41 protein-coding genes are annotated in these 22,674 nt (G+C 50.8%); 2 read left to right on the top strand and 39 right to left on the bottom strand.

Annotated elements, in window-relative coordinates:
• Positions 1–5 precede the first annotated feature (5 nt).
• The 26 genes from rpsD to rpsJ all read right to left on the bottom strand — a co-directional run bounded on the left by rpsD (position 6) and on the right by rpsJ (position 12,223).
• A complete protein-coding gene (rpsD, locus tag ACT3IC_RS11765) occupies positions 6–626 on the bottom strand; it encodes a 30S ribosomal protein S4 (protein WP_032614687.1) in 621 nt (206 codons plus the stop codon).
• Between the two features lie 34 nt (positions 627–660).
• A complete protein-coding gene (gene rpsK / locus ACT3IC_RS11760; protein ID WP_003863312.1) occupies positions 661–1,050 on the bottom strand; it encodes a 30S ribosomal protein S11 in 390 nt (129 codons plus the stop codon).
• Positions 1,051–1,066: 16 nt separating this feature from the next.
• A complete protein-coding gene (gene rpsM, locus ACT3IC_RS11755; protein ID WP_003031135.1) occupies positions 1,067–1,423 on the bottom strand; it encodes a 30S ribosomal protein S13 in 357 nt (118 codons plus the stop codon).
• Positions 1,424–1,569: 146 nt separating this feature from the next.
• On the bottom strand, positions 1,570–1,686 hold the full coding sequence (gene rpmJ / locus ACT3IC_RS11750; RefSeq protein WP_000868187.1) for a 50S ribosomal protein L36: 117 nt from the start codon (positions 1,684–1,686) through the stop codon (positions 1,570–1,572).
• A gap of 31 nt (positions 1,687–1,717) precedes the next feature.
• Entirely contained in the window at positions 1,718–3,049 is a 1,332-nt protein-coding gene (gene secY / locus ACT3IC_RS11745) for a preprotein translocase subunit SecY (RefSeq protein ID WP_103177265.1), read from the bottom strand.
• A gap of 7 nt (positions 3,050–3,056) precedes the next feature.
• Positions 3,057–3,491 (bottom strand): 50S ribosomal protein L15, encoded by a 435-nt coding sequence (gene rplO / locus ACT3IC_RS11740; protein ID WP_039032065.1) that lies wholly within the window; start codon positions 3,489–3,491, stop codon positions 3,057–3,059.
• Positions 3,492–3,494: 3 nt separating this feature from the next.
• Positions 3,495–3,674 (bottom strand): 50S ribosomal protein L30, encoded by a 180-nt coding sequence (rpmD, locus tag ACT3IC_RS11735; protein ID WP_003863301.1) that lies wholly within the window; start codon positions 3,672–3,674, stop codon positions 3,495–3,497.
• Positions 3,675–3,680: 6 nt separating this feature from the next.
• Positions 3,681–4,181, bottom strand: a complete 501-nt coding sequence (gene rpsE / locus ACT3IC_RS11730) for a 30S ribosomal protein S5 (protein ID WP_007369821.1) — start codon at positions 4,179–4,181, stop codon at positions 3,681–3,683.
• A 14-nt stretch (positions 4,182–4,195) separates the two neighbouring features.
• Complete coding sequence (gene rplR, locus ACT3IC_RS11725; protein WP_039076817.1) at positions 4,196–4,549, bottom strand: 50S ribosomal protein L18; 354 nt, start codon at positions 4,547–4,549, stop codon at positions 4,196–4,198.
• Positions 4,550–4,558: 9 nt separating this feature from the next.
• The gene (rplF, locus tag ACT3IC_RS11720) at positions 4,559–5,092 is read right to left on the bottom strand and encodes a 50S ribosomal protein L6 (protein WP_103177266.1); all 534 of its coding nucleotides are present in this window, start codon (positions 5,090–5,092) and stop codon (positions 4,559–4,561) included.
• A 12-nt stretch (positions 5,093–5,104) separates the two neighbouring features.
• Positions 5,105–5,497: a 30S ribosomal protein S8 gene (gene rpsH / locus ACT3IC_RS11715; protein WP_003031127.1), complete on the bottom strand. Its 393-nt coding sequence runs from the start codon at positions 5,495–5,497 to the stop codon at positions 5,105–5,107.
• Between the two features lie 33 nt (positions 5,498–5,530).
• The gene (gene rpsN / locus ACT3IC_RS11710; RefSeq protein WP_042396030.1) at positions 5,531–5,836 is read right to left on the bottom strand and encodes a 30S ribosomal protein S14; all 306 of its coding nucleotides are present in this window, start codon (positions 5,834–5,836) and stop codon (positions 5,531–5,533) included.
• A 14-nt stretch (positions 5,837–5,850) separates the two neighbouring features.
• Positions 5,851–6,390, bottom strand: a complete 540-nt coding sequence (gene rplE / locus ACT3IC_RS11705) for a 50S ribosomal protein L5 (protein WP_007702494.1) — start codon at positions 6,388–6,390, stop codon at positions 5,851–5,853.
• Between the two features lie 14 nt (positions 6,391–6,404).
• Positions 6,405–6,719: a 50S ribosomal protein L24 gene (rplX, locus tag ACT3IC_RS11700; protein ID WP_000729185.1), complete on the bottom strand. Its 315-nt coding sequence runs from the start codon at positions 6,717–6,719 to the stop codon at positions 6,405–6,407.
• Between the two features lie 10 nt (positions 6,720–6,729).
• Entirely contained in the window at positions 6,730–7,101 is a 372-nt protein-coding gene (gene rplN / locus ACT3IC_RS11695) for a 50S ribosomal protein L14 (RefSeq protein WP_002919748.1), read from the bottom strand.
• Between the two features lie 165 nt (positions 7,102–7,266).
• Positions 7,267–7,521 carry a 30S ribosomal protein S17 gene (rpsQ, locus tag ACT3IC_RS11690; RefSeq protein WP_008457160.1) on the bottom strand — a complete coding sequence of 85 codons (255 nt, stop codon included), beginning with the start codon at positions 7,519–7,521 and terminating at the stop codon, positions 7,267–7,269.
• Positions 7,521–7,712: a 50S ribosomal protein L29 gene (gene rpmC, locus ACT3IC_RS11685; RefSeq protein ID WP_032614707.1), complete on the bottom strand. Its 192-nt coding sequence runs from the start codon at positions 7,710–7,712 to the stop codon at positions 7,521–7,523. The genes rpsQ and rpmC overlap by 1 nt, the downstream gene beginning before the upstream one ends.
• Positions 7,712–8,122, bottom strand: a complete 411-nt coding sequence (rplP, locus tag ACT3IC_RS11680) for a 50S ribosomal protein L16 (RefSeq protein ID WP_002919759.1) — start codon at positions 8,120–8,122, stop codon at positions 7,712–7,714. Before rplP ends, rpmC begins: the two co-directional genes overlap by 1 nt.
• Before the next feature lie 12 nt (positions 8,123–8,134).
• Positions 8,135–8,836, bottom strand: a complete 702-nt coding sequence (gene rpsC, locus ACT3IC_RS11675; RefSeq protein WP_000529945.1) for a 30S ribosomal protein S3 — start codon at positions 8,834–8,836, stop codon at positions 8,135–8,137.
• Between the two features lie 17 nt (positions 8,837–8,853).
• A complete protein-coding gene (gene rplV, locus ACT3IC_RS11670; RefSeq protein ID WP_002919773.1) occupies positions 8,854–9,186 on the bottom strand; it encodes a 50S ribosomal protein L22 in 333 nt (110 codons plus the stop codon).
• A 14-nt stretch (positions 9,187–9,200) separates the two neighbouring features.
• Positions 9,201–9,479, bottom strand: coding sequence for a 30S ribosomal protein S19 (gene rpsS, locus ACT3IC_RS11665; RefSeq protein ID WP_001138115.1), 279 nt, complete (start codon positions 9,477–9,479; stop codon positions 9,201–9,203).
• 16 nt (positions 9,480–9,495) lie between these two features.
• Entirely contained in the window at positions 9,496–10,317 is an 822-nt protein-coding gene (gene rplB, locus ACT3IC_RS11660) for a 50S ribosomal protein L2 (RefSeq protein ID WP_000301859.1), read from the bottom strand.
• A 17-nt stretch (positions 10,318–10,334) separates the two neighbouring features.
• Complete coding sequence (gene rplW, locus ACT3IC_RS11655; protein WP_000617546.1) at positions 10,335–10,637, bottom strand: 50S ribosomal protein L23; 303 nt, start codon at positions 10,635–10,637, stop codon at positions 10,335–10,337.
• Positions 10,634–11,239, bottom strand: a complete 606-nt coding sequence (gene rplD / locus ACT3IC_RS11650) for a 50S ribosomal protein L4 (RefSeq protein WP_003031119.1) — start codon at positions 11,237–11,239, stop codon at positions 10,634–10,636. Before rplD ends, rplW begins: the two co-directional genes overlap by 4 nt.
• 10 nt (positions 11,240–11,249) lie before the next feature.
• Entirely contained in the window at positions 11,250–11,879 is a 630-nt protein-coding gene (gene rplC / locus ACT3IC_RS11645) for a 50S ribosomal protein L3 (protein WP_006817279.1), read from the bottom strand.
• A gap of 32 nt (positions 11,880–11,911) precedes the next feature.
• Positions 11,912–12,223, bottom strand: a complete 312-nt coding sequence (rpsJ, locus tag ACT3IC_RS11640; protein ID WP_001181005.1) for a 30S ribosomal protein S10 — start codon at positions 12,221–12,223, stop codon at positions 11,912–11,914.
• Between the two features lie 389 nt (positions 12,224–12,612).
• Between rpsJ and ACT3IC_RS11635 the strand changes: the two genes are divergently transcribed.
• Positions 12,613–13,086, top strand: a complete 474-nt coding sequence (locus ACT3IC_RS11635) for a prepilin peptidase (RefSeq protein WP_159340494.1) — start codon at positions 12,613–12,615, stop codon at positions 13,084–13,086.
• Here ACT3IC_RS11635 and bfr read toward each other — a convergent pair.
• From bfr to fkpA, 11 genes are all read right to left on the bottom strand, one after another.
• Entirely contained in the window at positions 13,070–13,546 is a 477-nt protein-coding gene (gene bfr, locus ACT3IC_RS11630) for a bacterioferritin (protein WP_103177268.1), read from the bottom strand. The genes ACT3IC_RS11635 and bfr overlap by 17 nt on opposite strands.
• 71 nt (positions 13,547–13,617) lie before the next feature.
• Complete coding sequence (bfd, locus tag ACT3IC_RS11625) at positions 13,618–13,812, bottom strand: bacterioferritin-associated ferredoxin (RefSeq protein ID WP_059180778.1); 195 nt, start codon at positions 13,810–13,812, stop codon at positions 13,618–13,620.
• Between the two features lie 176 nt (positions 13,813–13,988).
• The gene (gene tuf / locus ACT3IC_RS11620; protein WP_114316183.1) at positions 13,989–15,173 is read right to left on the bottom strand and encodes an elongation factor Tu; all 1,185 of its coding nucleotides are present in this window, start codon (positions 15,171–15,173) and stop codon (positions 13,989–13,991) included.
• 67 nt (positions 15,174–15,240) lie between these two features.
• Positions 15,241–17,355 (bottom strand): elongation factor G, encoded by a 2,115-nt coding sequence (fusA, locus tag ACT3IC_RS11615; protein WP_103177269.1) that lies wholly within the window; start codon positions 17,353–17,355, stop codon positions 15,241–15,243.
• 96 nt (positions 17,356–17,451) lie between these two features.
• Positions 17,452–17,922 (bottom strand): 30S ribosomal protein S7, encoded by a 471-nt coding sequence (rpsG, locus tag ACT3IC_RS11610; protein WP_004106370.1) that lies wholly within the window; start codon positions 17,920–17,922, stop codon positions 17,452–17,454.
• Positions 17,923–18,018: 96 nt separating this feature from the next.
• A complete protein-coding gene (gene rpsL, locus ACT3IC_RS11605) occupies positions 18,019–18,393 on the bottom strand; it encodes a 30S ribosomal protein S12 (RefSeq protein WP_003023654.1) in 375 nt (124 codons plus the stop codon).
• Positions 18,394–18,517: 124 nt separating this feature from the next.
• On the bottom strand, positions 18,518–18,805 hold the full coding sequence (gene tusB, locus ACT3IC_RS11600; RefSeq protein WP_103177270.1) for a sulfurtransferase complex subunit TusB: 288 nt from the start codon (positions 18,803–18,805) through the stop codon (positions 18,518–18,520).
• Between the two features lie 7 nt (positions 18,806–18,812).
• Complete coding sequence (tusC, locus tag ACT3IC_RS11595) at positions 18,813–19,172, bottom strand: sulfurtransferase complex subunit TusC (RefSeq protein ID WP_103177271.1); 360 nt, start codon at positions 19,170–19,172, stop codon at positions 18,813–18,815.
• The gene (tusD, locus tag ACT3IC_RS11590; protein ID WP_103177272.1) at positions 19,172–19,558 is read right to left on the bottom strand and encodes a sulfurtransferase complex subunit TusD; all 387 of its coding nucleotides are present in this window, start codon (positions 19,556–19,558) and stop codon (positions 19,172–19,174) included. The genes tusC and tusD overlap by 1 nt, the downstream gene beginning before the upstream one ends.
• Positions 19,558–20,280, bottom strand: coding sequence for a helix-turn-helix transcriptional regulator (locus tag ACT3IC_RS11585; RefSeq protein WP_103177273.1), 723 nt, complete (start codon positions 20,278–20,280; stop codon positions 19,558–19,560). The genes tusD and ACT3IC_RS11585 overlap by 1 nt, the downstream gene beginning before the upstream one ends.
• A 164-nt stretch (positions 20,281–20,444) precedes the next feature.
• Positions 20,445–21,263 (bottom strand): FKBP-type peptidyl-prolyl cis-trans isomerase, encoded by an 819-nt coding sequence (gene fkpA / locus ACT3IC_RS11580; RefSeq protein ID WP_103177274.1) that lies wholly within the window; start codon positions 21,261–21,263, stop codon positions 20,445–20,447.
• Positions 21,264–21,499: 236 nt separating this feature from the next.
• On the opposite strand from fkpA, the gene ACT3IC_RS11575 reads away from it, so the two are divergent.
• A complete protein-coding gene (locus tag ACT3IC_RS11575; RefSeq protein ID WP_103177275.1) occupies positions 21,500–21,718 on the top strand; it encodes a protein SlyX in 219 nt (72 codons plus the stop codon).
• A 52-nt stretch (positions 21,719–21,770) separates the two neighbouring features.
• Here ACT3IC_RS11575 and slyD read toward each other — a convergent pair whose 3' ends face one another.
• Positions 21,771–22,370: a peptidylprolyl isomerase gene (gene slyD / locus ACT3IC_RS11570; RefSeq protein ID WP_420193808.1), complete on the bottom strand. Its 600-nt coding sequence runs from the start codon at positions 22,368–22,370 to the stop codon at positions 21,771–21,773.
• A 94-nt stretch (positions 22,371–22,464) separates the two neighbouring features.
• Entirely contained in the window at positions 22,465–22,665 is a 201-nt protein-coding gene (locus tag ACT3IC_RS11565) for a YheV family putative zinc ribbon protein (protein WP_103177277.1), read from the bottom strand.
• Positions 22,666–22,674 lie beyond the last annotated feature (9 nt).

The following is a 22,674-nucleotide window of genomic DNA, read 5'->3' as shown; positions in this document are numbered from 1 at the left end:
AAGCTTTACTTGGAGTAAAGCTCGACGATCAGGTGTTCGTTAATGTCCGCAGACAGATCAGAACGTTCTGGCTGACGCTTGAACGTACCTTCCATCTTGCCAGCATCAACTTCCAGCCAGGTTGGCTTTTCACGCTGCTCAGCCAGCTCCAGAGCGGCTTTCACGCGAGATTGCTTTTTCGCTTTCTCACGAATGCTAACAACGTCATTCGCTTTAACCTGATAAGAAGCGATGTTAACAACACGACCGTTTACCATGATTGCTTTATGGCTAACCATCTGACGTGCTTCAGCACGAGTGGCGCCAAAGCCCATACGGTATACAACGTTGTCCAGACGACCTTCCAGCAGAGCCAACAGGTTTTCACCGGTGTTGCCTTTCAGACGTGCTGCTTCTTTATAGTAGTTACGGAACTGACGCTCCAGCACACCGTACATACGGCGAACTTTTTGCTTTTCACGCAACTGCACACCATAGTCAGACAGACGCGGTTTACGCGCACCGTGCTGGCCAGGAGCTTGTTCAATTTTACACTTGGTATCGATCGCGCGAACGCCAGACTTAAGGAATAAGTCGGTGCCCTCACGACGGCTCAGCTTGAGCTTAGGACCCAAATATCTTGCCATTTTCTATCTCCAACAAACCTGGAAAACGAACGCGTTATACGCGACGTTTTTTCGGCGGACGACAACCGTTATGAGGGATCGGAGTCACATCAGTAATATTAGTGATGCGGAAACCAGCGGCGTTCAGAGCACGAACGGTAGATTCGCGACCCGGACCCGGACCTTTTACCATAACTTCCAGATTCTTGATGCCGTATTCTTTTACGGCTTCAGCGCAACGCTCTGCTGCAACCTGAGCTGCGAACGGAGTGGATTTGCGAGAACCACGGAAACCGGAACCACCGGCTGTTGCCCAACCCAGCGCGTTACCCTGACGATCAGTAATAGTAACGATGGTGTTGTTGAAAGAAGCATGGATATGAGCCACGCCGTCAGAGACTTGTTTTCTTACACGCTTACGTGCACGAACTGGTGCCTTTGCCATTATTCAATCACCCCGATTATTTCTTGATCGGTTTGCGCGGACCCTTACGGGTACGTGCGTTGGTCTTAGTACGCTGACCGCGCACTGGCAGACCACGACGATGACGCAAACCGCGATAGCAACCAAGATCCATCAGGCGCTTGATGCTCATGCTAACTTCACGGCGCAGATCACCTTCAACGACAAATTTGGCAACTTCGTCACGCAGCGTGTCGATTTGTTCTTCAGACAGCTCACTGATCTTAACATCTTCAGCGATACCCGCTGCAGCCAGAATGGCTTTAGAACGGGTCTTGCCGACGCCATAGATCGAAGTTAATGCGATCACAGCATGTTTCTGATCAGGAATGTTAATGCCTGCTATACGGGCCACTATGCACTCCTACTATTTAATATGTACGCACCATGCTGAAAAGCCCGTTTTCAGGATACTCAAATGGAAACGTACAGACATACAAAAGATTGGCTGGCTAATCTAGCCAGCTCAACCCAACTTTGCAAGAAAAATATGCGAAATAATCAGCCTTGGCGCTGTTTATGCTTCGGCTCGGCACTGCAAATCACACGGATGACACCATCACGCTTAACGATTTTGCAGTTACGGCATAATTTCTTGACGGAAGCACGAACTTTCATTTTTACTCTCCGTAACTTCTCGGGCGACCTATTAGCGGCCGTAGCCTTTCAGGTTCGCCTTCTTCAATGCAGACTCGTACTGACTTGACATCATTAGAGTTTGCACTTGAGCCATAAAGTCCATAATCACGACAACAACGATAAGCAGTGAGGTTCCACCGAAGTAGAACGGTACTTTCATTGCATCACGCATGAACTCCGGGATCAGGCAGATAAAGGTAATATAAAGCGCACCAACCAGAGTCAGGCGGGTCATTACTTTATCGATATACTTCGCCGTTTGCTCTCCCGGACGAATTCCTGGTACAAATGCACCGGACTTCTTCAGGTTATCTGCTGTTTCACGCGGGTTGAAGACCAACGCCGTGTAGAAGAAACAGAAGAAGATGATCGCAGACGCATAGAGTAACACATAAAGCGGTTGCCCAGGCTGCAAATACAGCGAAATTGTTGTCAGCCAGTTCCAACCAGTACCGCCCCCGAACCATGACGCGATGGTCGCCGGGAACAGAATAATACTGGAAGCGAAGATTGCCGGGATTACCCCTGCCATATTCACTTTCAGCGGTAAATGTGTGCTCTGTGCAGCATAGACACGACGGCCTTGTTGACGTTTCGCGTAGTTTACCACAATGCGGCGTTGACCACGTTCAACGAAGATAACAAAGAACGTCACTGCAAATACTAATACTGCAACCAACAGCAACAGGAGGAAGTGCAGGTCGCCTTGACGCGCTTGCTCGATAGTATGGGCAATGGCTGGCGGGAGTCCCGCAACAATACCGGCGAAAATAATGATCGAAATACCGTTACCGATACCCCGTTCAGTAATTTGTTCGCCGAGCCACATGAGGAACATTGTTCCTGAAACCAGACTTACAACAGCGGTGAAATAGAATGCAAAGCCTGGGTTAATAACCAGACCCTGCATACCAGGCATATTCGGTAGACCGGTAGCAATACCGATCGACTGGAATATTGCCAGCACCAGAGTACCGTAGCGGGTGTACTGGCTGATCTTACGACGACCAGACTCCCCTTCTTTCTTCAGTTCTGCCAGGGCCGGATGAACGACCGTCAGCAGCTGGATAATAATCGATGCCGAAATGTACGGCATGATACCCAGAGCAAAGATAGAAGCACGGCTGAGAGCACCACCAGAGAACATGTTAAACATTTCAATGATGGTGCCACGCTGTTGCTCAAGCAGTTTGGCAAGTACAGCGGCATCAATACCAGGGATCGGAATAAAAGAGCCAATACGGAAAACAATCAGCGCACCGATCACAAACAAAAGTCTGCGTTTCAGTTCGCCAAGCCCACCTTTGGCACTTTGAAAATCTAATCCCGGTTGTTTAGCCATCTGCTACTTATTCCTCAATTTTACCGCCAGCAGCTTCGATAGCAGCACGAGCACCTTTAGTAACACGCAGGCCACGAACAGTTACCGGGGTAGAAACTTCACCAGACAGGATCACTTTCGCGAACTCGATCTGAATACCGATAATGTTTGCTGCTTTCAGCGTGTTCAGGTCTACAACGCCGCCTTCAACTTTCGCCAGGTCAGACAGACGAACTTCGGCTGTGATCGCTGATTTGCGAGAGGTGAAGCCGAACTTCGGCAGACGACGGTACAGTGGCATCTGGCCACCCTCGAAACCGCGACGTACGCCACCGCCAGAACGAGAGTTCTGACCTTTGTGACCACGACCACCGGTTTTGCCGAGGCCAGAACCGATACCACGACCCAGGCGTTTACCCGCCTTTTTAGAGCCTTCGGCCGGAGACAGAGTATTTAAACGCATCTCTTACTCCTCAACTTTAACCATGAAGTAAACCGCGTTGACCATACCACGTACAGCAGGAGTATCCTCGCGCTCAACGGTATGACCAATACGACGCAGACCCAGGCCAAGCAGCGTTGCCTTGTGTTTCGGCAGACGTCCGATTGCACTGCGGGTTTGTGTAATTTTAATAGTCTTTGCCATGGTCAATTACCCCAGAATTTCTTCAACGGATTTACCACGCTTGGCAGCGACCATTTCTGGAGATTTCATATTTTCCAGGCCATCAATAGTTGCACGAACCACGTTGATCGGGTTGGTGGAACCGTATGCTTTAGCCAGAACGTTATGAACCCCAGCGACTTCCAGAACGGCGCGCATTGCACCACCGGCGATGATACCGGTACCTTCGGAAGCCGGCTGCATGAAGACACGAGAACCCGTGTGAGTACCCTTAACTGGGTGCTGCAGGGTGCCGTGGTTCAGCGCGACGTTAATCATATTGCGACGGGCTTTTTCCATCGCTTTCTGGATCGCTGCTGGAACTTCACGCGCTTTACCGTAACCAAAACCAACGCGACCGTTACCATCGCCAACTACAGTCAGAGCTGTGAAGGAGAAAATACGACCACCTTTAACGGTTTTAGATACGCGGTTAACCGCGATCAGCTTTTCCTGCAGTTCGCCAGCTTGTTTTTCGATGTGAGCCATCTTACACCTCTACCTTAGAACTGAAGGCCAGCTTCACGGGCAGCATCTGCCAGTGCCTGGACACGACCATGATATTGGAACCCGGAACGGTCAAAGGAAACATCTTTGATGCCTTTTTCCAGAGCGCGTTCAGCAACAGCTTTACCTACAGCTGCAGCGGCGTCTTTGTTACCGGTGTACTTCAATTGTTCAGAGATAGCTTTTTCTACAGTAGAAGCAGCTACCAGAACTTCAGAACCGTTCGGTGCAATTACCTGTGCGTAAATATGACGCGGGGTACGATGTACCACCAGGCGAGTTGCACCCAGCTCTTTGAGCTTGCGGCGTGCGCGGGTCGCACGACGGATACGAGCAGATTTCTTATCCATAGTGTTACCTTACTTCTTCTTAGCCTCTTTGGTACGCACGACTTCGTCGGCGTAACGAACACCCTTGCCTTTGTAAGGCTCAGGACGACGGTAGGCGCGCAGATCTGCTGCAACCTGACCGATCAGCTGTTTATCAGCGCCTTTCAGCACGATTTCAGTCTGAGACGGACATTCTGCAGTAATACCTGCTGGCAGCGCGTGTTCAACAGGGTGAGAGAAGCCCAGAGCCAGGCTTACTGCGTTCCCTTTGATCGCTGCACGATAACCTACACCAACCAGCTGCAGCTTCTTAGTGAAGCCTTCGGTAACACCGATAACCATTGAGTTCAGCAGGGCACGCGCGGTACCAGCCTGAGCCCAGCCATCAACGTAACCAGTACGTGGGCCGAAAGTCAGAGCGTTATCTGCATGAGTAACTTCAACAGCATCGTTGAGAGTACGAGTCAGCTCGCCGTTTTTACCTTTGATCGTAATAACCTGACCGTTGATTTTTACATCAACGCCGGCAGGAACAACGACCGGTGCTTTAGCAACACGAGACATTTTTTCCTCCGATTAGGCTACGTAGCAGATAATTTCGCCACCAAGACCAGCCTGGCGCGCTGCACGATCAGTCATAACACCTTTAGAGGTAGAAACAACTGCGATACCCATGCCGGCCATAACTTTTGGCAGCTCATCTTTACGTTTGTAGATGCGCAGACCTGGGCGGCTGACACGCTGAATGCTTTCTACAACAGCCTTGCCCTGGAAATACTTAAGAGTAAGTTCCAGTTCAGGCTTGGTGTCGCCTTCAACTTTAAAATCTTCGATAAAACCTTCTTCCTTCAGCACGTTGGCGATTGCCACTTTCAGCTTGGAGGAAGGCATGGTGACCGCAGCTTTGTTCGCGGCCTGACCGTTACGGATACGGGTCAGCATATCCGCGATCGGATCTTGCATGCTCATCTGTCTTTACTCCCGTGATTCAATTGGTGACAATTACCAGCTAGCCTTTTTCAGACCCGGGATTTCACCGCGCATTGCGGCTTCACGGACCTTGATACGGCTCAACCCGAACTTCCGCAGGAAAGCGTGCGGACGACCAGTTTGACGGCAGCGGTTACGCTGACGAGACGGGCTGGAATCACGCGGCAGAGTCTGCAGCTTGAGAACTGCATTCCAACGATCTTCGTCGGAAGCGTTCACATCAGAAATGATCGCTTTCAGTTCAGCGCGTTTAGCGAAGAATTTATCAGCTAAAGCTACGCGCTTTACTTCGCGTGCTTTCATTGATTGCTTAGCCATTCAGTAACCCTACCTTACTTGCGGAACGGGAAGTCAAAGGCAGCCAGCAGAGCACGGCCTTCTTCGTCAGATTTCGCAGTAGTGGTAATGGTAATATCCAAACCACGCACGCGGTCGACTTTATCGTAGTCGATTTCTGGGAAGATGATCTGCTCACGGACACCCATGCTGTAGTTACCACGACCGTCGAAAGACTTAGCGGACAAGCCACGGAAGTCACGGATACGAGGTACAGCAATAGTGATCAGGCGCTCAAAGAACTCCCACATGCGTTCGCCACGCAGAGTTACTTTACAGCCGATCGGATAGCCCTGACGGATTTTGAAGCCTGCAACAGATTTGCGTGCTTTGGTGATCAACGGTTTTTGACCGGAGATAGCTGCCAGGTCAGCTGCTGCGTTATCCAGCAGTTTCTTGTCAGCGATCGCTTCACCAACACCCATGTTCAGGGTGATCTTCTCGACCCGAGGGACTTGCATGACAGAATTGTAGTTAAACTCAGTCATGAGCTTATTAACTACTTCGTCTTTGTAGTAATCATGCAGTTTCGCCATCGTACTACTCCAAATTACTTGATAGTTTCGCTGTTAGACTTGAAGAAACGGACTTTTTTGCCGTCTTCGAATCTAAAGCCTACACGGTCAGCCTTGCCGGTTGCCGCATTGAAGATTGCAACGTTAGAAACCTGAATAGCAGCTTCTTTTTCAACGATGCCACCTGGCTGGTTCAGGGCCGGAACCGGCTTCTGATGTTTCTTAACCAGGTTGATACCTTCAACAATGACCTTGCCGGAAGACAGGACATTTTTTACTTTACCGCGTTTACCTTTATCTTTACCGGTTAACACGATAACTTCGTCATCACGACGGATTTTCGCTGCCATGATTCGCTCCTTAGAGTACTTCTGGTGCCAGAGAGATAATTTTCATGAACTTCTCAGTACGAAGTTCACGAGTTACCGGCCCAAAGATACGCGTGCCGATAGGCTGCTCGCTGTTATTGTTTAAAATAACGCATGCATTACCATCGAAGCGAATGACAGAACCGTCAGGGCGACGAACACCCTTCTTGGTGCGCACCACTACCGCTTTCAGCACATCACCTTTCTTGACCTTACCACGTGGAATTGCTTCTTTGATGGTGATCTTGATGATGTCGCCTACGCCTGCGTAGCGACGGTGCGAGCCACCCAGAACCTTGATACACATTACGCGACGTGCACCGGAGTTGTCGGCGACGTTCAGCATAGTCTGTTCTTGGATCATTTTAGTGCTCCGCTAATGTCAACTACTACCTGAGACTCTAAAATCAGAGCCGTTAAAAAGCCCCATATCGAGGGCGCGGCATTATAACACCGCTTCTGCAATATGGGTAGAAAAAATAAACGGCTCATCGCTGAGCCGTTTATTCGTATCGAGAAGGCTACTCTATTACAGAACCGCTTTCTCTACAACGCGAACCAGCGTCCAGGACTTAGTCTTGGACAGTGGACGGCATTCGCGGATTTCTACCACGTCACCGATACCACATTCGTTGTTCTCGTCATGTACGTGCAGTTTGGTCGTACGCTTGATGAATTTACCGTAGATCGGGTGTTTCACAACGCGCTCGATAGCAACAACGATGGATTTCTCCATTTTGTCGCTAACAACACGACCTTGCAGAGTACGGATTTTATCGGTCATTACGCACCCGCCTTCTGAGTCAGTAAAGTCTTAACGCGTGCAACATCACGACGCACTTGCTTCAGCAGGTGAGTCTGTTGCAGCTGGCCACTTGCAGCCTGCATGCGCAGGTTGAACTGCTCACGCAGCAGGTTCAGCAGCTCAGCGTTCAGCTCTTCAACGCTTTTTTCACGCAGCTCATTTGCTTTCATTACATCACCGTCTTAGTTACAAAGGTGGTTTTAATCGGCAGTTTCGCTGCTGCCAGGCCGAATGCTTCACGGGCCAGCTCTTCCGGTACGCCGTCCATTTCATACAGGACTTTACCCGGCTGAATCAAGGCAACCCAGTACTCCACGTTACCTTTACCTTTACCCATACGAACTTCCAGCGGCTTCTCGGTAATTGGTTTGTCCGGGAATACACGGATCCAAATTTTACCTTGACGCTTAACTGCACGGGTCATAGCACGACGTGCTGCTTCGATCTGACGTGCAGTCAGACGACCACGGCCAACAGCTTTCAGACCGAAAGTGCCGAAGCTAACATCCGTACCCTGCGCCAGACCACGGTTGCGGCCTTTGTGCACTTTACGGAATTTTGTACGCTTTGGTTGTAACATCAGCGACGCTCCTTATTTACGGCCTTTACGCTGCTGCTTTTTAGGTTGAGCAGCCGGTTTTTCCGGTTGTTCAACAGCAGCCATACCACCCAGGATCTCACCTTTGAAGATCCATACCTTAACGCCGATTACACCGTAAGTGGTGTGCGCTTCAGAGGTGTTGTAGTCGATGTCAGCACGCAGAGTGTGCAGCGGTACGCGACCTTCACGGTACCATTCGGTACGTGCGATTTCCGCGCCGCCCAGACGGCCGCTAACTTCAACTTTGATACCTTTAGCGCCCAGACGCATTGCGTTCTGTACAGCACGCTTCATAGCACGACGGAACATAACACGACGTTCCAGCTGAGAAGTGATGCTGTCAGCAACCAGTTTTGCGTCCAGTTCAGGCTTACGAACTTCAGCGATATTGATCTGTGCAGGAACGCCAGCGATATCCGCTACGACCTTGCGCAGTTTTTCTACGTCTTCGCCTTTCTTACCGATAACGATGCCAGGACGAGCAGTGTGAATGGTCACACGGATGCTCTTAGCCGGACGCTCGATTACGATACGAGATACGGACGCTTTAGCCAGTTCCTTAGTCAGGTACTGACGTACTTTAAAATCGCTGTCCAGGTTGTCAGCGAATTCTTTGGTGTTCGCAAACCAGGTTGAGTTCCATGGTTTTACAATACCCAGGCGAATACCATTAGGATGTACTTTCTGACCCATTGCTAGTCTCCAGAGTCTCAGCGATCGGACACAACCACAGTAATGTGGCTGGTGCGCTTCAGGATGCGATCTGCACGACCTTTCGCACGCGGCATAATGCGCTTCATGCTCGGGCCTTCGTCTACGAAAATTTTCGCAACTTTCAGATCGTCAATGTCAGCGCCATCGTTGTGTTCAGCGTTAGCAATGGCAGATTCCAGAACTTTCTTGACCAGTACAGCCGCTTTCTTATTGGTGTAGGTCAGAATATCCAGGGCCTGCGACACTTTCTTACCGCGAATCAGGTCAGCAACAAGGCGAACCTTCTGAGCAGAAGAACGAGCATGGCGATGTTGAGCTAAAGTTTCCATCTCTTCCTCCTACCTTATTTCTTCTTCGCTTTTTTATCAGCAGCGTGGCCGCGATAAGTACGAGTCGGTGCGAATTCACCCAGTTTGTGACCGACCATTTCATCGGAAACGAATACTGGAACGTGCTGACGACCATTATGGACAGCGATGGTCAAACCGATCATGTTAGGAAAGATCGTTGAACGACGGGACCAAGTGCGCAGGGGCTTCTTGTCTCCGCTTTCCACCGCTTTCTCTACCTTCTTCAGCAAGTGCAGGTCAATAAAAGGACCTTTCTTGAGAGAACGTGGCATGGCTTATCCTCTAATATTATTTGCTACGGCGACGTACGATAAATTTATCAGTACGCTTGTTGCTGCGGGTCTTCTTACCTTTGGTCTGAACGCCCCACGGAGTTACCGGGTGCTTACCAAAGTTACGACCTTCACCACCACCATGTGGGTGGTCGACTGGGTTCATCGCAGTACCGCGAACGGTAGGACGAACACCACGCCAGCGTGCAGCACCTGCTTTACCCAGAACGCGCAGCATATGCTCAGCATTGCCAACTTCGCCCAGGGTAGCGCGGCAGTCTGCTTCGACTTTACGCATTTCACCAGAACGCAGACGCAGGGTGACATAAGCACCATCACGCGCAACGATCTGAACGTAAGTACCAGCGGAACGTGCCAGCTGACCGCCTTTACCTGGTTTCATTTCTACGTTATGAACGGTAGAACCAACCGGGATATTGCGCATCGGCAGGGTGTTACCTGCTTTGATTGCAGCATCAACGCCAGACTGAATCTGGTCGCCAGCTTTCAGGCCTTTAGGGGCCAGGATGTAACGGCGTTCGCCATCTTTGTACAGAACCAGCGCGATGTTCGCGGAACGGTTCGGATCGTACTCAAGACGCTCAACAACTGCTGGGATACCGTCTTTGTTGCGTTTAAAGTCAACAATACGATAAGCCTGCTTGTGGCCACCACCGATGTGACGAGTGGTGATACGGCCATTGTTGTTACGACCACCGGATTTGCTGTTCTTTTCCAGCAACGGAGCAAAAGGCTTGCCCTTGTGCAGCTCAGGGTTAACCACTTTAACAACGTGGCGACGACCCGGAGATGTCGGTTTACATTTAACAACTGCCATTGTATTACTCCTCCGACTTACTCAGCGCCGCCAACGAAGTCCAGATTCTGGCCTTCTTTCAGGGTGACGTAAGCTTTTTTCCAGTCGCTACGACGACCGATACGCTGTCCGTGACGTTTAACTTTCCCTTTAACTACCAGGGTGTTAACGACTTCGACTTCGACTTCAAACAGTTTCTGCACAGCAGCTTTGATTTCTGCTTTGGTCGCGTCTTTAGCAACTTTGAGAACGATGGTGTTAGTTTTTTCCATCGCAGTAGACGCTTTTTCAGAAACGTGCGGTGCGCGCAGCACCTTCAGCAGACGTTCTTCACGAATCATGCCAGCATCTCCTCAACTTGCTTAACAGCATCAGCAGTCATTACGACTTTGTCGAAGGCGATCAGGCTAACCGGGTCGATACCAGTCGCATCGCGTACGTCAACCTTGTGCAGGTTACGTGCGGCCAGGAACAGGTTCTCGTCCAGCTCACCGGTGATGATCAGCACATCTTCCAGAGCCATGTCTTTCAGTTTCTGTGCCAGCAGCTTAGTTTTAGGCGCTTCTACAGAGAAAGATTCGACAACGATCAGACGATCCTGACGTACCAGCTCGGACAGGATGCTTTTCAGCGCGCCGCGGTACATCTTTTTATTAACTTTTTGACTGTGGTCCTGCGGGCGAGCAGCGAAGGTCACGCCACCGGAACGCCAGATCGGGCTCTTGATAGAACCTGAACGCGCACGGCCAGTACCTTTCTGGCGCCACGGCTTTTTGCCGGAACCAGTTACTTCAGCACGAGTCTTCTGAGCACGAGTACCCTGACGAGCACCAGCTGCATAAGCAACAACAACCTGGTGAACCAGCGCTTCGTTGAAATCACGACCGAAGGTAGTTTCGGAAACAGTCAGCGCGCTCTGCGCGTCTTTCAATACTAATTCCATTGCTATCCCCTTACGCCTTCACAGCTGGTTTAACGATCAGGTCGCTACCGGTTGCACCCGGGACCGCACCTTTAACCAGCAGCAGGTTGCGCTCAGCGTCAACACGTACTACGTCCAGGCTCTGAACGGTTACACGTTCGTTACCCAGCTGACCTGCCATTTTCTTGCCTTTGAACACTTTGCCCGGAGTCTGGTTCTGACCGATAGAACCCGGAACGCGGTGAGACAAGGAGTTACCGTGAGTAGCGTCCTGGGTACGGAAGTTCCAGCGCTTAACGGTACCAGCAAAACCTTTACCTTTAGAGGTACCGGTTACGTCAACTTTTTTAACTTCAGCAAACAGTTCGACGCTAATGTCCTGACCTACGGTGAACTCTTCGCCTTCAGCCAGGCGGAATTCCCACAGACCACGGCCAGCTTCTACGCCAGCTTTAGCGAAGTGACCCGCTTCTGGTTTGGTTACACGGTTAGCTTTTTTAGCACCAGTGGTAACCTGAATAGCGCGGTAGCCATCGTTAGCCAGATCTTTAACCTGAGTAACGCGGTTTGCTTCAACTTCGATTACGGTTACTGGGATAGAAACGCCATCTTCAGTGAAGATGCGGGTCATACCCACTTTTTTACCGACTAAACCAATCATTGTATCAACCTCTCAATCGCTCGATGACCTGATTAACCCAGGCTGATCTGCACGTCTACACCGGCAGCCAGATCCAGACGCATCAGAGCATCAACGGTTTTCTCAGTTGGCTCAACGATGTCAACCAGACGCTTGTGAGTGCGGATCTCGTACTGATCACGCGCGTCTTTGTTAACGTGCGGGGAGATCAGAACGGTAAAGCGCTCTTTGCGGGTCGGCAGCGGGATCGGACCACGGACTTGCGCACCAGTGCGCTTAGCAGTCTCGACGATTTCCGCGGTTGATTGATCGATCAGACGATGATCAAACGCTTTAAGGCGGATACGGATTCTTTGGTTCTGCATGAGACCAGAGCTCCAATTATTTTATAAACGAAAATGATCACTACTCAGACCCATTACGATTGATGGGAGAGTGTAACCGTTCTTACGTAGCTCCCCGATTGGGAGCATTGTTAGGCAACTGAAAAAGATTGCTGCCCGGGGTTCAGATTGAACCAGCTGTCAATTACGACAAGCCCGCGCATTATACGTAAATCTGGGCAGGACGCAAGCCCAGTTTAGAAAATAGACGGCAGAGCTCAATTTTGCGTGTCCCCTCGTAAATGCGGTGCAATCGTACATTGTCGTGAAAACGGCCAGGAAGACCTCTCGCATCGTTTTAGTTTGCCGTTTGTTTCACCCTTGGGGTTACATGGAATATGGGCGCAAACATTCCATTGAGGTTTACGCCAATGCTTACTCTCCTCCCCTTCTTGTTTGCCTACCTTGGATTAACAGCACTGTTAGTTCGCGAGGATCTCCGGTCACATCTGCTTCCGGACCGATATCTCTGCCCGCTACTATGGGTTGGTCTGCTTTATCACCTCTGTCTTCAACCCGAGCGGCTGCCTACTGCCGTCGCAGGGGCGATAGCGGGATACACAGGATTCGCGATTATTTATTGGAGTTACAGACTGCTGCGTAAGCGTGAAGGGCTGGGTTACGGTGACGTAAAGTATCTGGGTGCGCTGGGCGCATGGCATGGATGGTGCGTACTTCCTGTGCTGGCATTATCAGCAGCTTTGCTGGCTACGCTTTATCTTCTCATCCTGGCGATGTGTAAACCCGGGGAACAGATATTAAAAAACCCACTGCCATTTGGACCTTTCATGGCGGCAGCGGGTTTAATGATGAGTGGGCAAAGCCTGATCAGCTTTCCACTTTAATTTGCGACTGGAGGTAATTTTGCAGCCCAATTTTACTGATAAGATCCAGTTCTGTTTCCAGCCAGTCGATGTGCCCTTCTTCATCGGCCAGAATCTCAATCATCATATCGCGGCTGACGTAGTCATGAACGCTGTCTGCATAAGCGATAGCTTCACGCAGATCTTTCGCCCCTTCGAGCTCCAGCGTCAGATCCGAACGCAATATCTCTTCGACATCTTCGCCGATACCCAGCTTGCCGAGATCCTGCAGGTTGGGAATACCCTCGAGGAACAGAATACGCTCGATGTACTTATCAGCGTGCTTCATCTCATCGATGGACTCATGGTATTCAATATCGTTGAGGCGAGTCAGACCCCAGTTTTTGAACATTCTCGCATGGAGAAAGTATTGGTTGATTGCGACAAGCTCATTTCCCAATAATTTATTGAGATAACTTATGATTTTGATATCACCTTTCATTATAGTCCCTCCGCTTCCACTCATTGAAGCGTAGATGGGGCTACAGGGATGTCAAAAGAAAAGTATGAGCCTCAGGCAATCTCTTTGTATTCCGGGATCTGCATCAATTCGTCCTGCATAATCTCGCGGGCAGCGCGAACGCACTTACCGCATTGATTTCCAACCGGAACAAACTTACGCAACTGCTGAAAAGATTGAGGATGAAACTGGCGAACGGCCTGACGAATTTTTTTATCACTCACACCGTTACATAAACAAACGTACATAACCACTCCCGTTCAAAATATGGGCAAAGTGTAAGTGAGAATAATTATGATTACAATAGCACAAGCACGAAGATGCGGGACGGGAGCGAACAAAAAATACGAAAATTTGTGACAGCCATAAACGCTGAAAACAAAAAAGGACGCCGAAGCGTCCTTTTTAATTCAGGGATAATTAATTAGCCCAGAACTTTAGCAACAACACCCGCGCCAACGGTACGGCCGCCTTCGCGGATTGCGAAACGCAGACCATCGTCCATTGCGATTGGGTGGATCAGGGTAACAACCATTTTGATGTTGTCGCCTGGCATTACCATCTCAACGCCTTCTGGCAGTTCGATGGTACCGGTCACGTCAGTAGTACGGAAGTAGAACTGTGGACGGTAGCCTTTGAAGAACGGAGTATGACGGCCGCCTTCGTCTTTGGACAGGATGTACACTTCAGATTCGAACTTGGTGTGTGGCTTGATTGAGCCTGGCTTCGCCAGAACCTGACCACGTTCGATTTCTTCACGCTTGATACCACGCAGCAGAACACCAACGTTCTCACCAGCACGGCCTTCGTCCAGCAGTTTGCGGAACATTTCAACGCCAGTACAGGTAGATTTCGCAGTCTCTTTGATACCAACGATTTCAACTTCTTCACCCACTTTGATGATACCGCGCTCTACACGACCGGTAACAACGGTACCACGACCGGAGATGGAGAATACGTCTTCGATTGGCAGCAGGAATGGCTTGTCGATAGCACGCTCTGGTTCTGGGATGTAAGAATCCAGGTAGCCAGCCAGTTCGATGATTTTCTCTTCCCACTCAGCTTCGCCTTCCAGCGCTTTCAGCGCGGAACCACGAACGATTGGGGTATCGTCGCCTGGGAAATCGTACTGAGACAGCAGTTCACGAACTTCCATCTCTACCAGTTCCAGCAGCTCTTCGTCATCAACCATGTCGCATTTGTTCAGGAACACGATGATGAAAGGAACGCCTACCTGACGACCCAGCAGGATGTGCTCACGGGTCTGAGGCATTGGGCCGTCAGTCGCAGCAACAACCAGGATCGCGCCGTCCATCTGCGCAGCACCGGTGATCATGTTTTTAACATAGTCGGCGTGGCCTGGGCAGTCTACGTGTGCGTAGTGGCGAGTCGGGGTGTCATATTCAACGTGAGAAGTGTTGATGGTGATACCACGAGCTTTTTCTTCTGGTGCGTTATCGATCTGGTCGAATGCACGAGCAGAACCACCGTAGGTTTTAGCCAGAACGGTAGTGATTGCAGCGGTCAGGGTAGTTTTACCGTGGTCAACGTGGCCGATAGTACCAACGTTGACGTGCGGTTTTGTACGTTCAAATTTTTCTTTAGACACGGCTATATTCCTTACTATAGTGCCCCCTCACCGAGGGGGCACGGGACTTAGATTTTAACCCTACGGCTTATTTACCACGGGCTTCAATTACGGCCTGAGCAACGTTGTTCGGCGCATCATCATACTTCAGGAACTCCATGGAGTAAGAAGCACGACCTTTGGTCAGAGAACGCAGCTGAGTTGCATATCCGAACATTTCAGACAGCGGAACTTCAGCGTGGATCACAACGCCAGTAACGTTAGTTTCCTGACCACGCAGCATACCACGACGACGGCTCAAGTCACCGATGACGTCACCGGTGTTCTCTTCAGGCGTTTCTACTTCAACCTTCATGATTGGCTCAAGCAGAACTGGTTTCGCTTTCTTAAAGCCTTCTTTAAAGGCGATAGAAGCAGCCAGTTTAAACGCCAGTTCAGAGGAGTCAACGTCATGGTAAGAACCGAAGTGCAGACGAATACCCATGTCTACTACCGGGTAACCAGCCAGCGGACCAGACTTCAGCTGCTCCTGGATGCCTTTATCAACGGCAGGGATGTATTCGCCAGGAATTACACCACCTTTGATGTCGTTGATGAACTCGTAACCTTTAGGGTTAGAGCCCGGCTCCAGTGGGTACATGTCGATCACAACGTGACCGTACTGACCACGACCACCAGACTGCTTAGCGTGTTTACCTTCAACATCGGTAACTTTCTGGCGAATTGCTTCGCGGTAAGCAACCTGAGGTTTACCCACGTTAGCTTCAACGTTGAATTCACGCTTCATACGGTCAACGATGATGTCCAGGTGCAGTTCACCCATACCAGCGATGATGGTCTGGTTAGATTCTTCATCAGTCCATACGCGGAATGATGGGTCTTCTTTAGCCAGACGGCCCAAAGCCAGACCCATTTTTTCCTGGTCAGCTTTGGTTTTTGGTTCAACGGCGATAGAGATTACTGGCTCTGGGAACTCCATGCGCTCCAGAATGATCGGGTGATCTGGGTTACACAGGGTATCACCAGTAGTCACGTCTTTCAGACCGATAGCAGCAGCGATGTCACCCGCGCGAACTTCTTTGATCTCTTCACGTTTGTTCGCGTGCATCTGTACGATACGACCGAAACGCTCACGTGCAGCTTTCACGGAGTTCAGGATGGTGTCACCGGAGTTAACCACACCAGAGTACACGCGGAAGAACGTCAGGTTACCAACGAACGGGTCGGTAGCGATTTTGAACGCCAGAGCAGCAAACGGCTCGTCATCACTTGCGTGACGCTCAGCCGGCGTGTCTTTACCGTCGTCCAGGATACCGTTGATCGCAGGAACGTCTACCGGGGATGGCAGGTAATCAATTACCGCATCCAGCATCGCCTGAACACCTTTGTTCTTGAACGCAGAACCACAGGTTACCAGGATGATTTCGTTGTTCAGAACACGCTGACGCAGAGCTTTTTTGATCTCTTCTTCAGACAGTTCTTCACCACCCAGGTATTTCTCCATCAGATCTTCTGAAGCTTCTGCAGCGGACTCGATCAGGTTCTGGTGCCATTCGTCAGCCAGGTCCTGCATGTCAGCCGGGATATCTTCATAAGTGAAGGTTACGCCTGCGTCTTCTTCATTCCAGTTGATGGCTTTCATTTTCACCAGGTCAACAACACCGGTGAAACCTTCTTCAGCACCAATCGCCAGCTGCAGCGGAACAGGGTTCGCGCCCAGACGGGTTTTGATCTGACCAACAACTTTCAGGAAGTTCGCACCCATACGGTCCATTTTGTTAACGAACGCAATGCGTGGAACTTTATATTTGTTTGCCTGACGCCATACGGTTTCAGACTGTGGCTGAACACCACCAACTGCGCAGTAAACCATTACCGCACCATCAAGAACACGCATGGAACGTTCTACTTCGATGGTGAAGTCAACGTGGCCCGGGGTGTCGATGATGTTTACGCGGTGTGGTTCATACTGCTTAGCCATACCAGACCAAAATGCAGTAGTCGCTGCGGAGGTGATGGTAATACCACGCTCCTGCTCCTGCTCCATCCAGTCCATGGTTGCGGCGCCGTCATGAACTTCACCGATTTTATGGTTTACACCGGTGTAGAACAGAATACGTTCGGTGGTAGTGGTTTTACCGGCGTCGATGTGCGCACTGATACCGATGTTACGGTAGCGTGCGATGGGTGTTGTACGAGCCATTTGATTCCTCGTTTATCTTTTTAGGCGTTCAGTTAAGTAACCCAAAGCGGGCTGCTTCGCTGAAGCGCCCGCCTGGTGACTAATACTCCGAAGGGATTACCAACGGTAGTGTGCGAACGCCTTGTTGGCTTCTGCCATACGGTGAACGTCTTCACGTTTCTTAACTGCAGTACCTTTGTTGTCTGCAGCGTCAGAAAGTTCGTTCGCCAGACGCAGAGCCATGGATTTATCACCGCGTTTACGAGCAGCTTCAACGATCCAACGCATTGCCAGAGCATTACGACGGACCGGACGGACTTCAACTGGTACCTGATAAGTAGAACCACCAACGCGGCGAGACTTAACTTCTACAGTCGGACGCACGTTGTCGAGAGCTACTTCGAAAGCTTCCAGTTCATTTTTACCAGAACGCTGAGCCAGGGTCTCCAGCGCGCTGTATACGATTGCTTCTGCAGTAGATTTTTTACCATCTACCATCAGGATATTTACAAATTTTGCCAGCAGTTCTGATCCGAATTTCGGATCTGGAAGAATTTTACGCTGACCAATGACGCGACGACGTGGCATGGGAATACTCCGTTGTTAATTCAGGATTGTCCAAAACTCTAAGAGTTTAGTGTGACATTAAGATAAATCAGTTTGGCCTTACTTAACGGAGAACCATTAAGCCTTAGGACGTTTCACGCCGTATTTGGAGCGAGATTGCTTACGGTCTTTAACGCCGGAGCAGTCAAGCGCACCACGAACGGTGTGGTAACGAACACCCGGAAGGTCTTTTACACGACCGCCACGGATCAGGATCACGGAGTGTTCCTGCAGGTTGTGACCTTCACCACCGATGTAGGAAGTCACTTCAAAACCGTTAGTCAAACGCACACGGCATACTTTACGCAGTGCGGAGTTTGGTTTTTTAGGAGTGGTAGTATATACACGAGTACATACGCCACGTTTCTGCGGGCAGGCTTCCAGCGCAGGCACGTTGCTTTTTGCAACTTTGCGTGCACGTGGTTTGCGTACCAGCTGGTTAACTGTTGCCATTAAATAGCTCCTGGTTTTAGCTTTTGCTTCGTAAACACGTAATAAAACACCCTCATACAATATGAGGACGCGAAATTTTAGGGCTACGTCGAAAAGGTGTCAAGAATTATACAGCGATCTCAGATCACCAGTTCATTTGGCCGGTGTGCTGGATGGCCAGATTGACGAAATCAGTATAGCTAACCACGTCAATTTTGGTTGAAATTTGACCAATTAGGCCGCGGGCCTCGATATCATCTTTAAGCGCTGAGACAGAGATGGGGGCATTACAGAGAATATCAACAAAGCGGCTACCTTCTACTGCCGCCAGAACGCCATCCTGGATCAGCAGCACAGTATCACCCTCACGCAGCATGCTTAACAGGCTTTCGATGTCGCAGTGCCAGGGGGAACGGCTCAGGGTATGGAGCATGCGCGCCTCAGAATGTCAGGATTGTGTCGTAGTGGGAAAGCTGTTCCCGCAGTAATGCCGGTGCAAGTACAGTCGCGTCCAGAATGAAGGGGGTATTCTCTTTCAGGCCGCGGGCCTGCAGTGAAGCTGCACAGACATAGAACGTCTCGATGTCATACAACGGCAGGACTTTAAATGTCGAGATGTAATCCCGCGCCAGCACCGCCTGCGGCTGCTGACCGGCAAGCAGCTGAAATACGCCGTCTCCGATAAAGAACACACCGATCTCTTCCGTCAGTGCAGAAGTGGCCAGTAACGCATCCAGCCCTTCCCTTCCAGCGGCACTGCCATGTGGGGCAGAATGAAATACAAACGCAACGCGGTTCATCAGAATTGCACCATACGATCGCAGGTTAAGGCAGCCTGTGCCAGCGCCCCAAGACCGCTAAGGGAGAAGCCCTCGTTAAGATTCGCGGCAGGCAAACCGAGACGTTGCGCTTCATTCGCATCGCTTACGCCCCGACGCAGAGCCGCCGCCACGCAGATATGCAGGGCAACGCCATGCTCCTGGTTCAGCGACTGCCAGGCCCGGACCAGATCGAACTCGTCTGATGCGGGAGAGGTCAGCTGGTTTGCGTTATACACCCCTTCCCGATAAAAAAAGACGCTGACCAGCTCATGTCCGGCCGCCAGCAGTGCGCGGGCAAACTGCAACGCGCTGCTGGCCTGCTGTGTACCGTATGCCGGGCCTGTCACCATTAATGCAAAACGCATTACTTCTCTTGCCCCAGGAAATCGCCGCTTTTGAACTGACGGATGTAGAGATAGACCGTGTGCTTGGAGATGTTGAGGCGATCGGCCACCTGGTTAATGGCGTCTTTAATATCAAAAATGCCTTTTTCGTAGAGGTTAAGCACGATCTGACGATTCTTGGCATTGTTGGAGACGTTACGATCGGCATTAACTTCTTCAATGGTGAATTCCAGCGTCTGGGTCACGAGATCTTCAACGGAAGAGGCAAAGTTTACTGTGGATCCAACATCCGGCGTTTCTGGCGGAATGAAGGTGTTCATGATCTGGGAGAACGGCACATCAAGGTTCATGTTGATGCACAGCAAACCAATCACGCGATGATCGCGGTTGCGGATCGCGATGGTCACGGACTTCATGAGAACACCGCTCTTCGCGCGGGTGAAATAACATTTGGAGACGCTGCTGTCCGCGCCGGTCATGTCGTGCAGCATACGCAGTGCAAGGTCAGTGATTGGCGAGCCGATTTTACGGCCAGTATGCTCACCATTGGCGATGCGGATGGCAGAACATTTCAGATCTTGCAGGGAGTGCAAAACGATTTCGCAGTGGGACCCAATGAGCATCGCTAACCCGTCCACTACCGCTTCGTAGGATTTCAGAATATCGAAATCGGTCTGATCGAAAGGACGTTGATCCAGCAAATCAAGTTCGCTGGTTTCGTTGGTTAAAAGCGACCTGGTCATGAAAAAAACACTCCTTTTCAGGAGCCTGTCGGTAGGTTTTCAGGGCAGGCTCATTATTTACACGGGCAATTAAGTTAATACAGCGTAGATAGCGCTTCCAGTGTTAATTATATCTATACCCCAATAAAAAAACCGCCGCTTCTGAGGCGGCGGTTTTAACCGGTTTACTTCTTGGTGGCTTCTGCCGGCGCTTCTGGCTTCGCGTCAGGCTTAGCATCCGCTTTCGGCGCTGGCTTGATGTCCAGCAACTCTACGTCGAATACCAGGGTGGAGTTAGCCGGGATACCCGGGACACCCGTTTTGCCATAAGCCAGATCCGGTGGGATGACCAGCTTGATTTTACCGCCTTTCTTGATGTTCTTCAGGCCTTCAGTCCAGCCAGGGATAACACCATCAAGACGGAATGAGAGTGGCTCACCGCGGGTGTAAGAGTTATCGAACTCTTTACCGTCGGTCAGGGTACCTTTGTAGTTCACAACGACGGTATCGCTGTCTTTCGGTGCCTCGCCAGTCCCTTCTTTCTCTACTTTGTAGACCAGGCCAGTAGGAGAAGTTTTTGCGCCTTTCTCTTTAGCGAAAGCGTCACGGAAGGTTTTGCCTTTCGCTTCGTTCTCAGCCGCGTCTTTCTCCATCTTCTCCTGCGCTGCGCCTTTCACGCGCGCTTCGAAAGCCTGCAGAGTTTGCTCGATTTCCTGGTCAGACAGTTTGCTCTTGTCTGCAAAAGCATCCTGTACGCCCGCGATCAGCTGCGCCTGATCCAGCTTGATGCCCAGTTTTTCTTGCTCTTTCAGAGAGTTTTCCATGTAACGGCCCAGAGATGCGCCCAGTGCGTAGGCTGATTTCTGGTCGTCATTTTTGAACGCCGCATTGCTGTCAGCAGTCGCAGCAGGTTTCGCCGCGGTATCGGCAGCGAAAGTCAGCGGCGCATGCAAAGCGACAGCCATCGTGGTCGCCAGCAGCGTTACTTTAAACAGTGATTTCATCCATTTCTCCAGGGCCGGGGACTCTCACCCCGTGTTAAGCGTAAATGAGTAGCGTACTATAAAACGTTGAGGAACAAATCTACAGGTAGACACCCCTGATTAGCACCACATTTCAGACTATTTTTGTTTAAATTAGTTTCGCAGCAAGGGGATGTTTACTGCGCGCAAGGATAATCTCAGGTAAAATTCGCCGCCGCCAGCCCCGGACGGGTTTAACGAAACAAACGAGGTGAATCATGCAGAATAGAGAGATGGAAGCACGTCTGGCTGAGCTTGAAAGCCGCCTGGCTTTTCAGGAGATCACCATCGATGAGCTGAATCAGACCGTCACCGCCCACGAGCTGGAGATGGCAAAGCTGCGGGATCTGATGCGTCTGTTAACGGAAAAAGTAAAAGCCTCCCAGGCATCGCACATCGCGTCGCAGTCGGAAGAGACGCCGCCACCCCATTATTGAGACGTAAAAAAAGCGGGAATATCCCGCTTTTTTGTGCCTTAAGGCGTAACGCTTAGTGGCAACCGCAGCCGCCGTTACCGCCGCAGCCGCCTTTACCGTGCTCGTGGCCATGGTCGTGGCCATGGTCGTGATCGTGGCCGTGACCACCGCAGCAGCCATCGTGACCGTGATCGTGGTCATGACCGTGCGCACCATGAACGTGGCCGTGAGCCAGCTCTTCTTCAGTGGCTTCGCGGATCGCAACCACTTCAACGTTGAACTTCAGGTTCTGGCCAGCCAGCATGTGGTTGCCGTCAACCACAACGTGGTCGTCTTCAACTTCGGTAATTTCTACTGGAACCGGACCCTGGTCAGTTTCAGCCAGGAAACGCATGCCAACCTGCAGCTCATCAACGCCCATGAAGACGTCTTTAGGAACACGCTGAACCAGGTTTTCATCGTACTGACCGTAAGCGTCGTTTGCGCCTACAGCAACGTCAAATTTGTCACCAACTTCATGACCGTCCAGCGCGTTTTCCAGGCCGGAGATCAGGGAACCGTGACCGTGCAGGTAGTCCAGCGGCGCACTCACCGGAGACTCATCAACCAACACACCGTCTTCTGTACGTACCTGATAGGCCAGGCTGACCACCAGGTCTTTTGCTACTTTCATGATATCTCCTGAGCGTGGGAAAATTGCTGGCGCAGATTGTAGCCGAATTCTGCACCCGTGTACCCTTTAGCTTAAAAAAACTCGGGGCATATCGCTAGTCCGGATGAAAAATGCCGATCACTTGTTCTTCTTTGCGAACGTGATCGCGCACTTCTTTATCGGCTTCACGCATCTGGTGACCGCACTTAACACACTCAACAATATCGATATTGTTCTCTCGCCACATGGCCAGTGAATCCTGAGCCTGGCAGGCCGGGCATTTCGCGCCGGCGATAAAACGTTTACGTACCGCCATTCTTTACCT

This window comes from Leclercia sp. GHBNCSD, assembly GCF_055805075.1.
The sequence above is the reverse complement of the archived record's forward strand: the minus strand, read 5'-3'. Positions and strand labels throughout refer to the sequence as shown.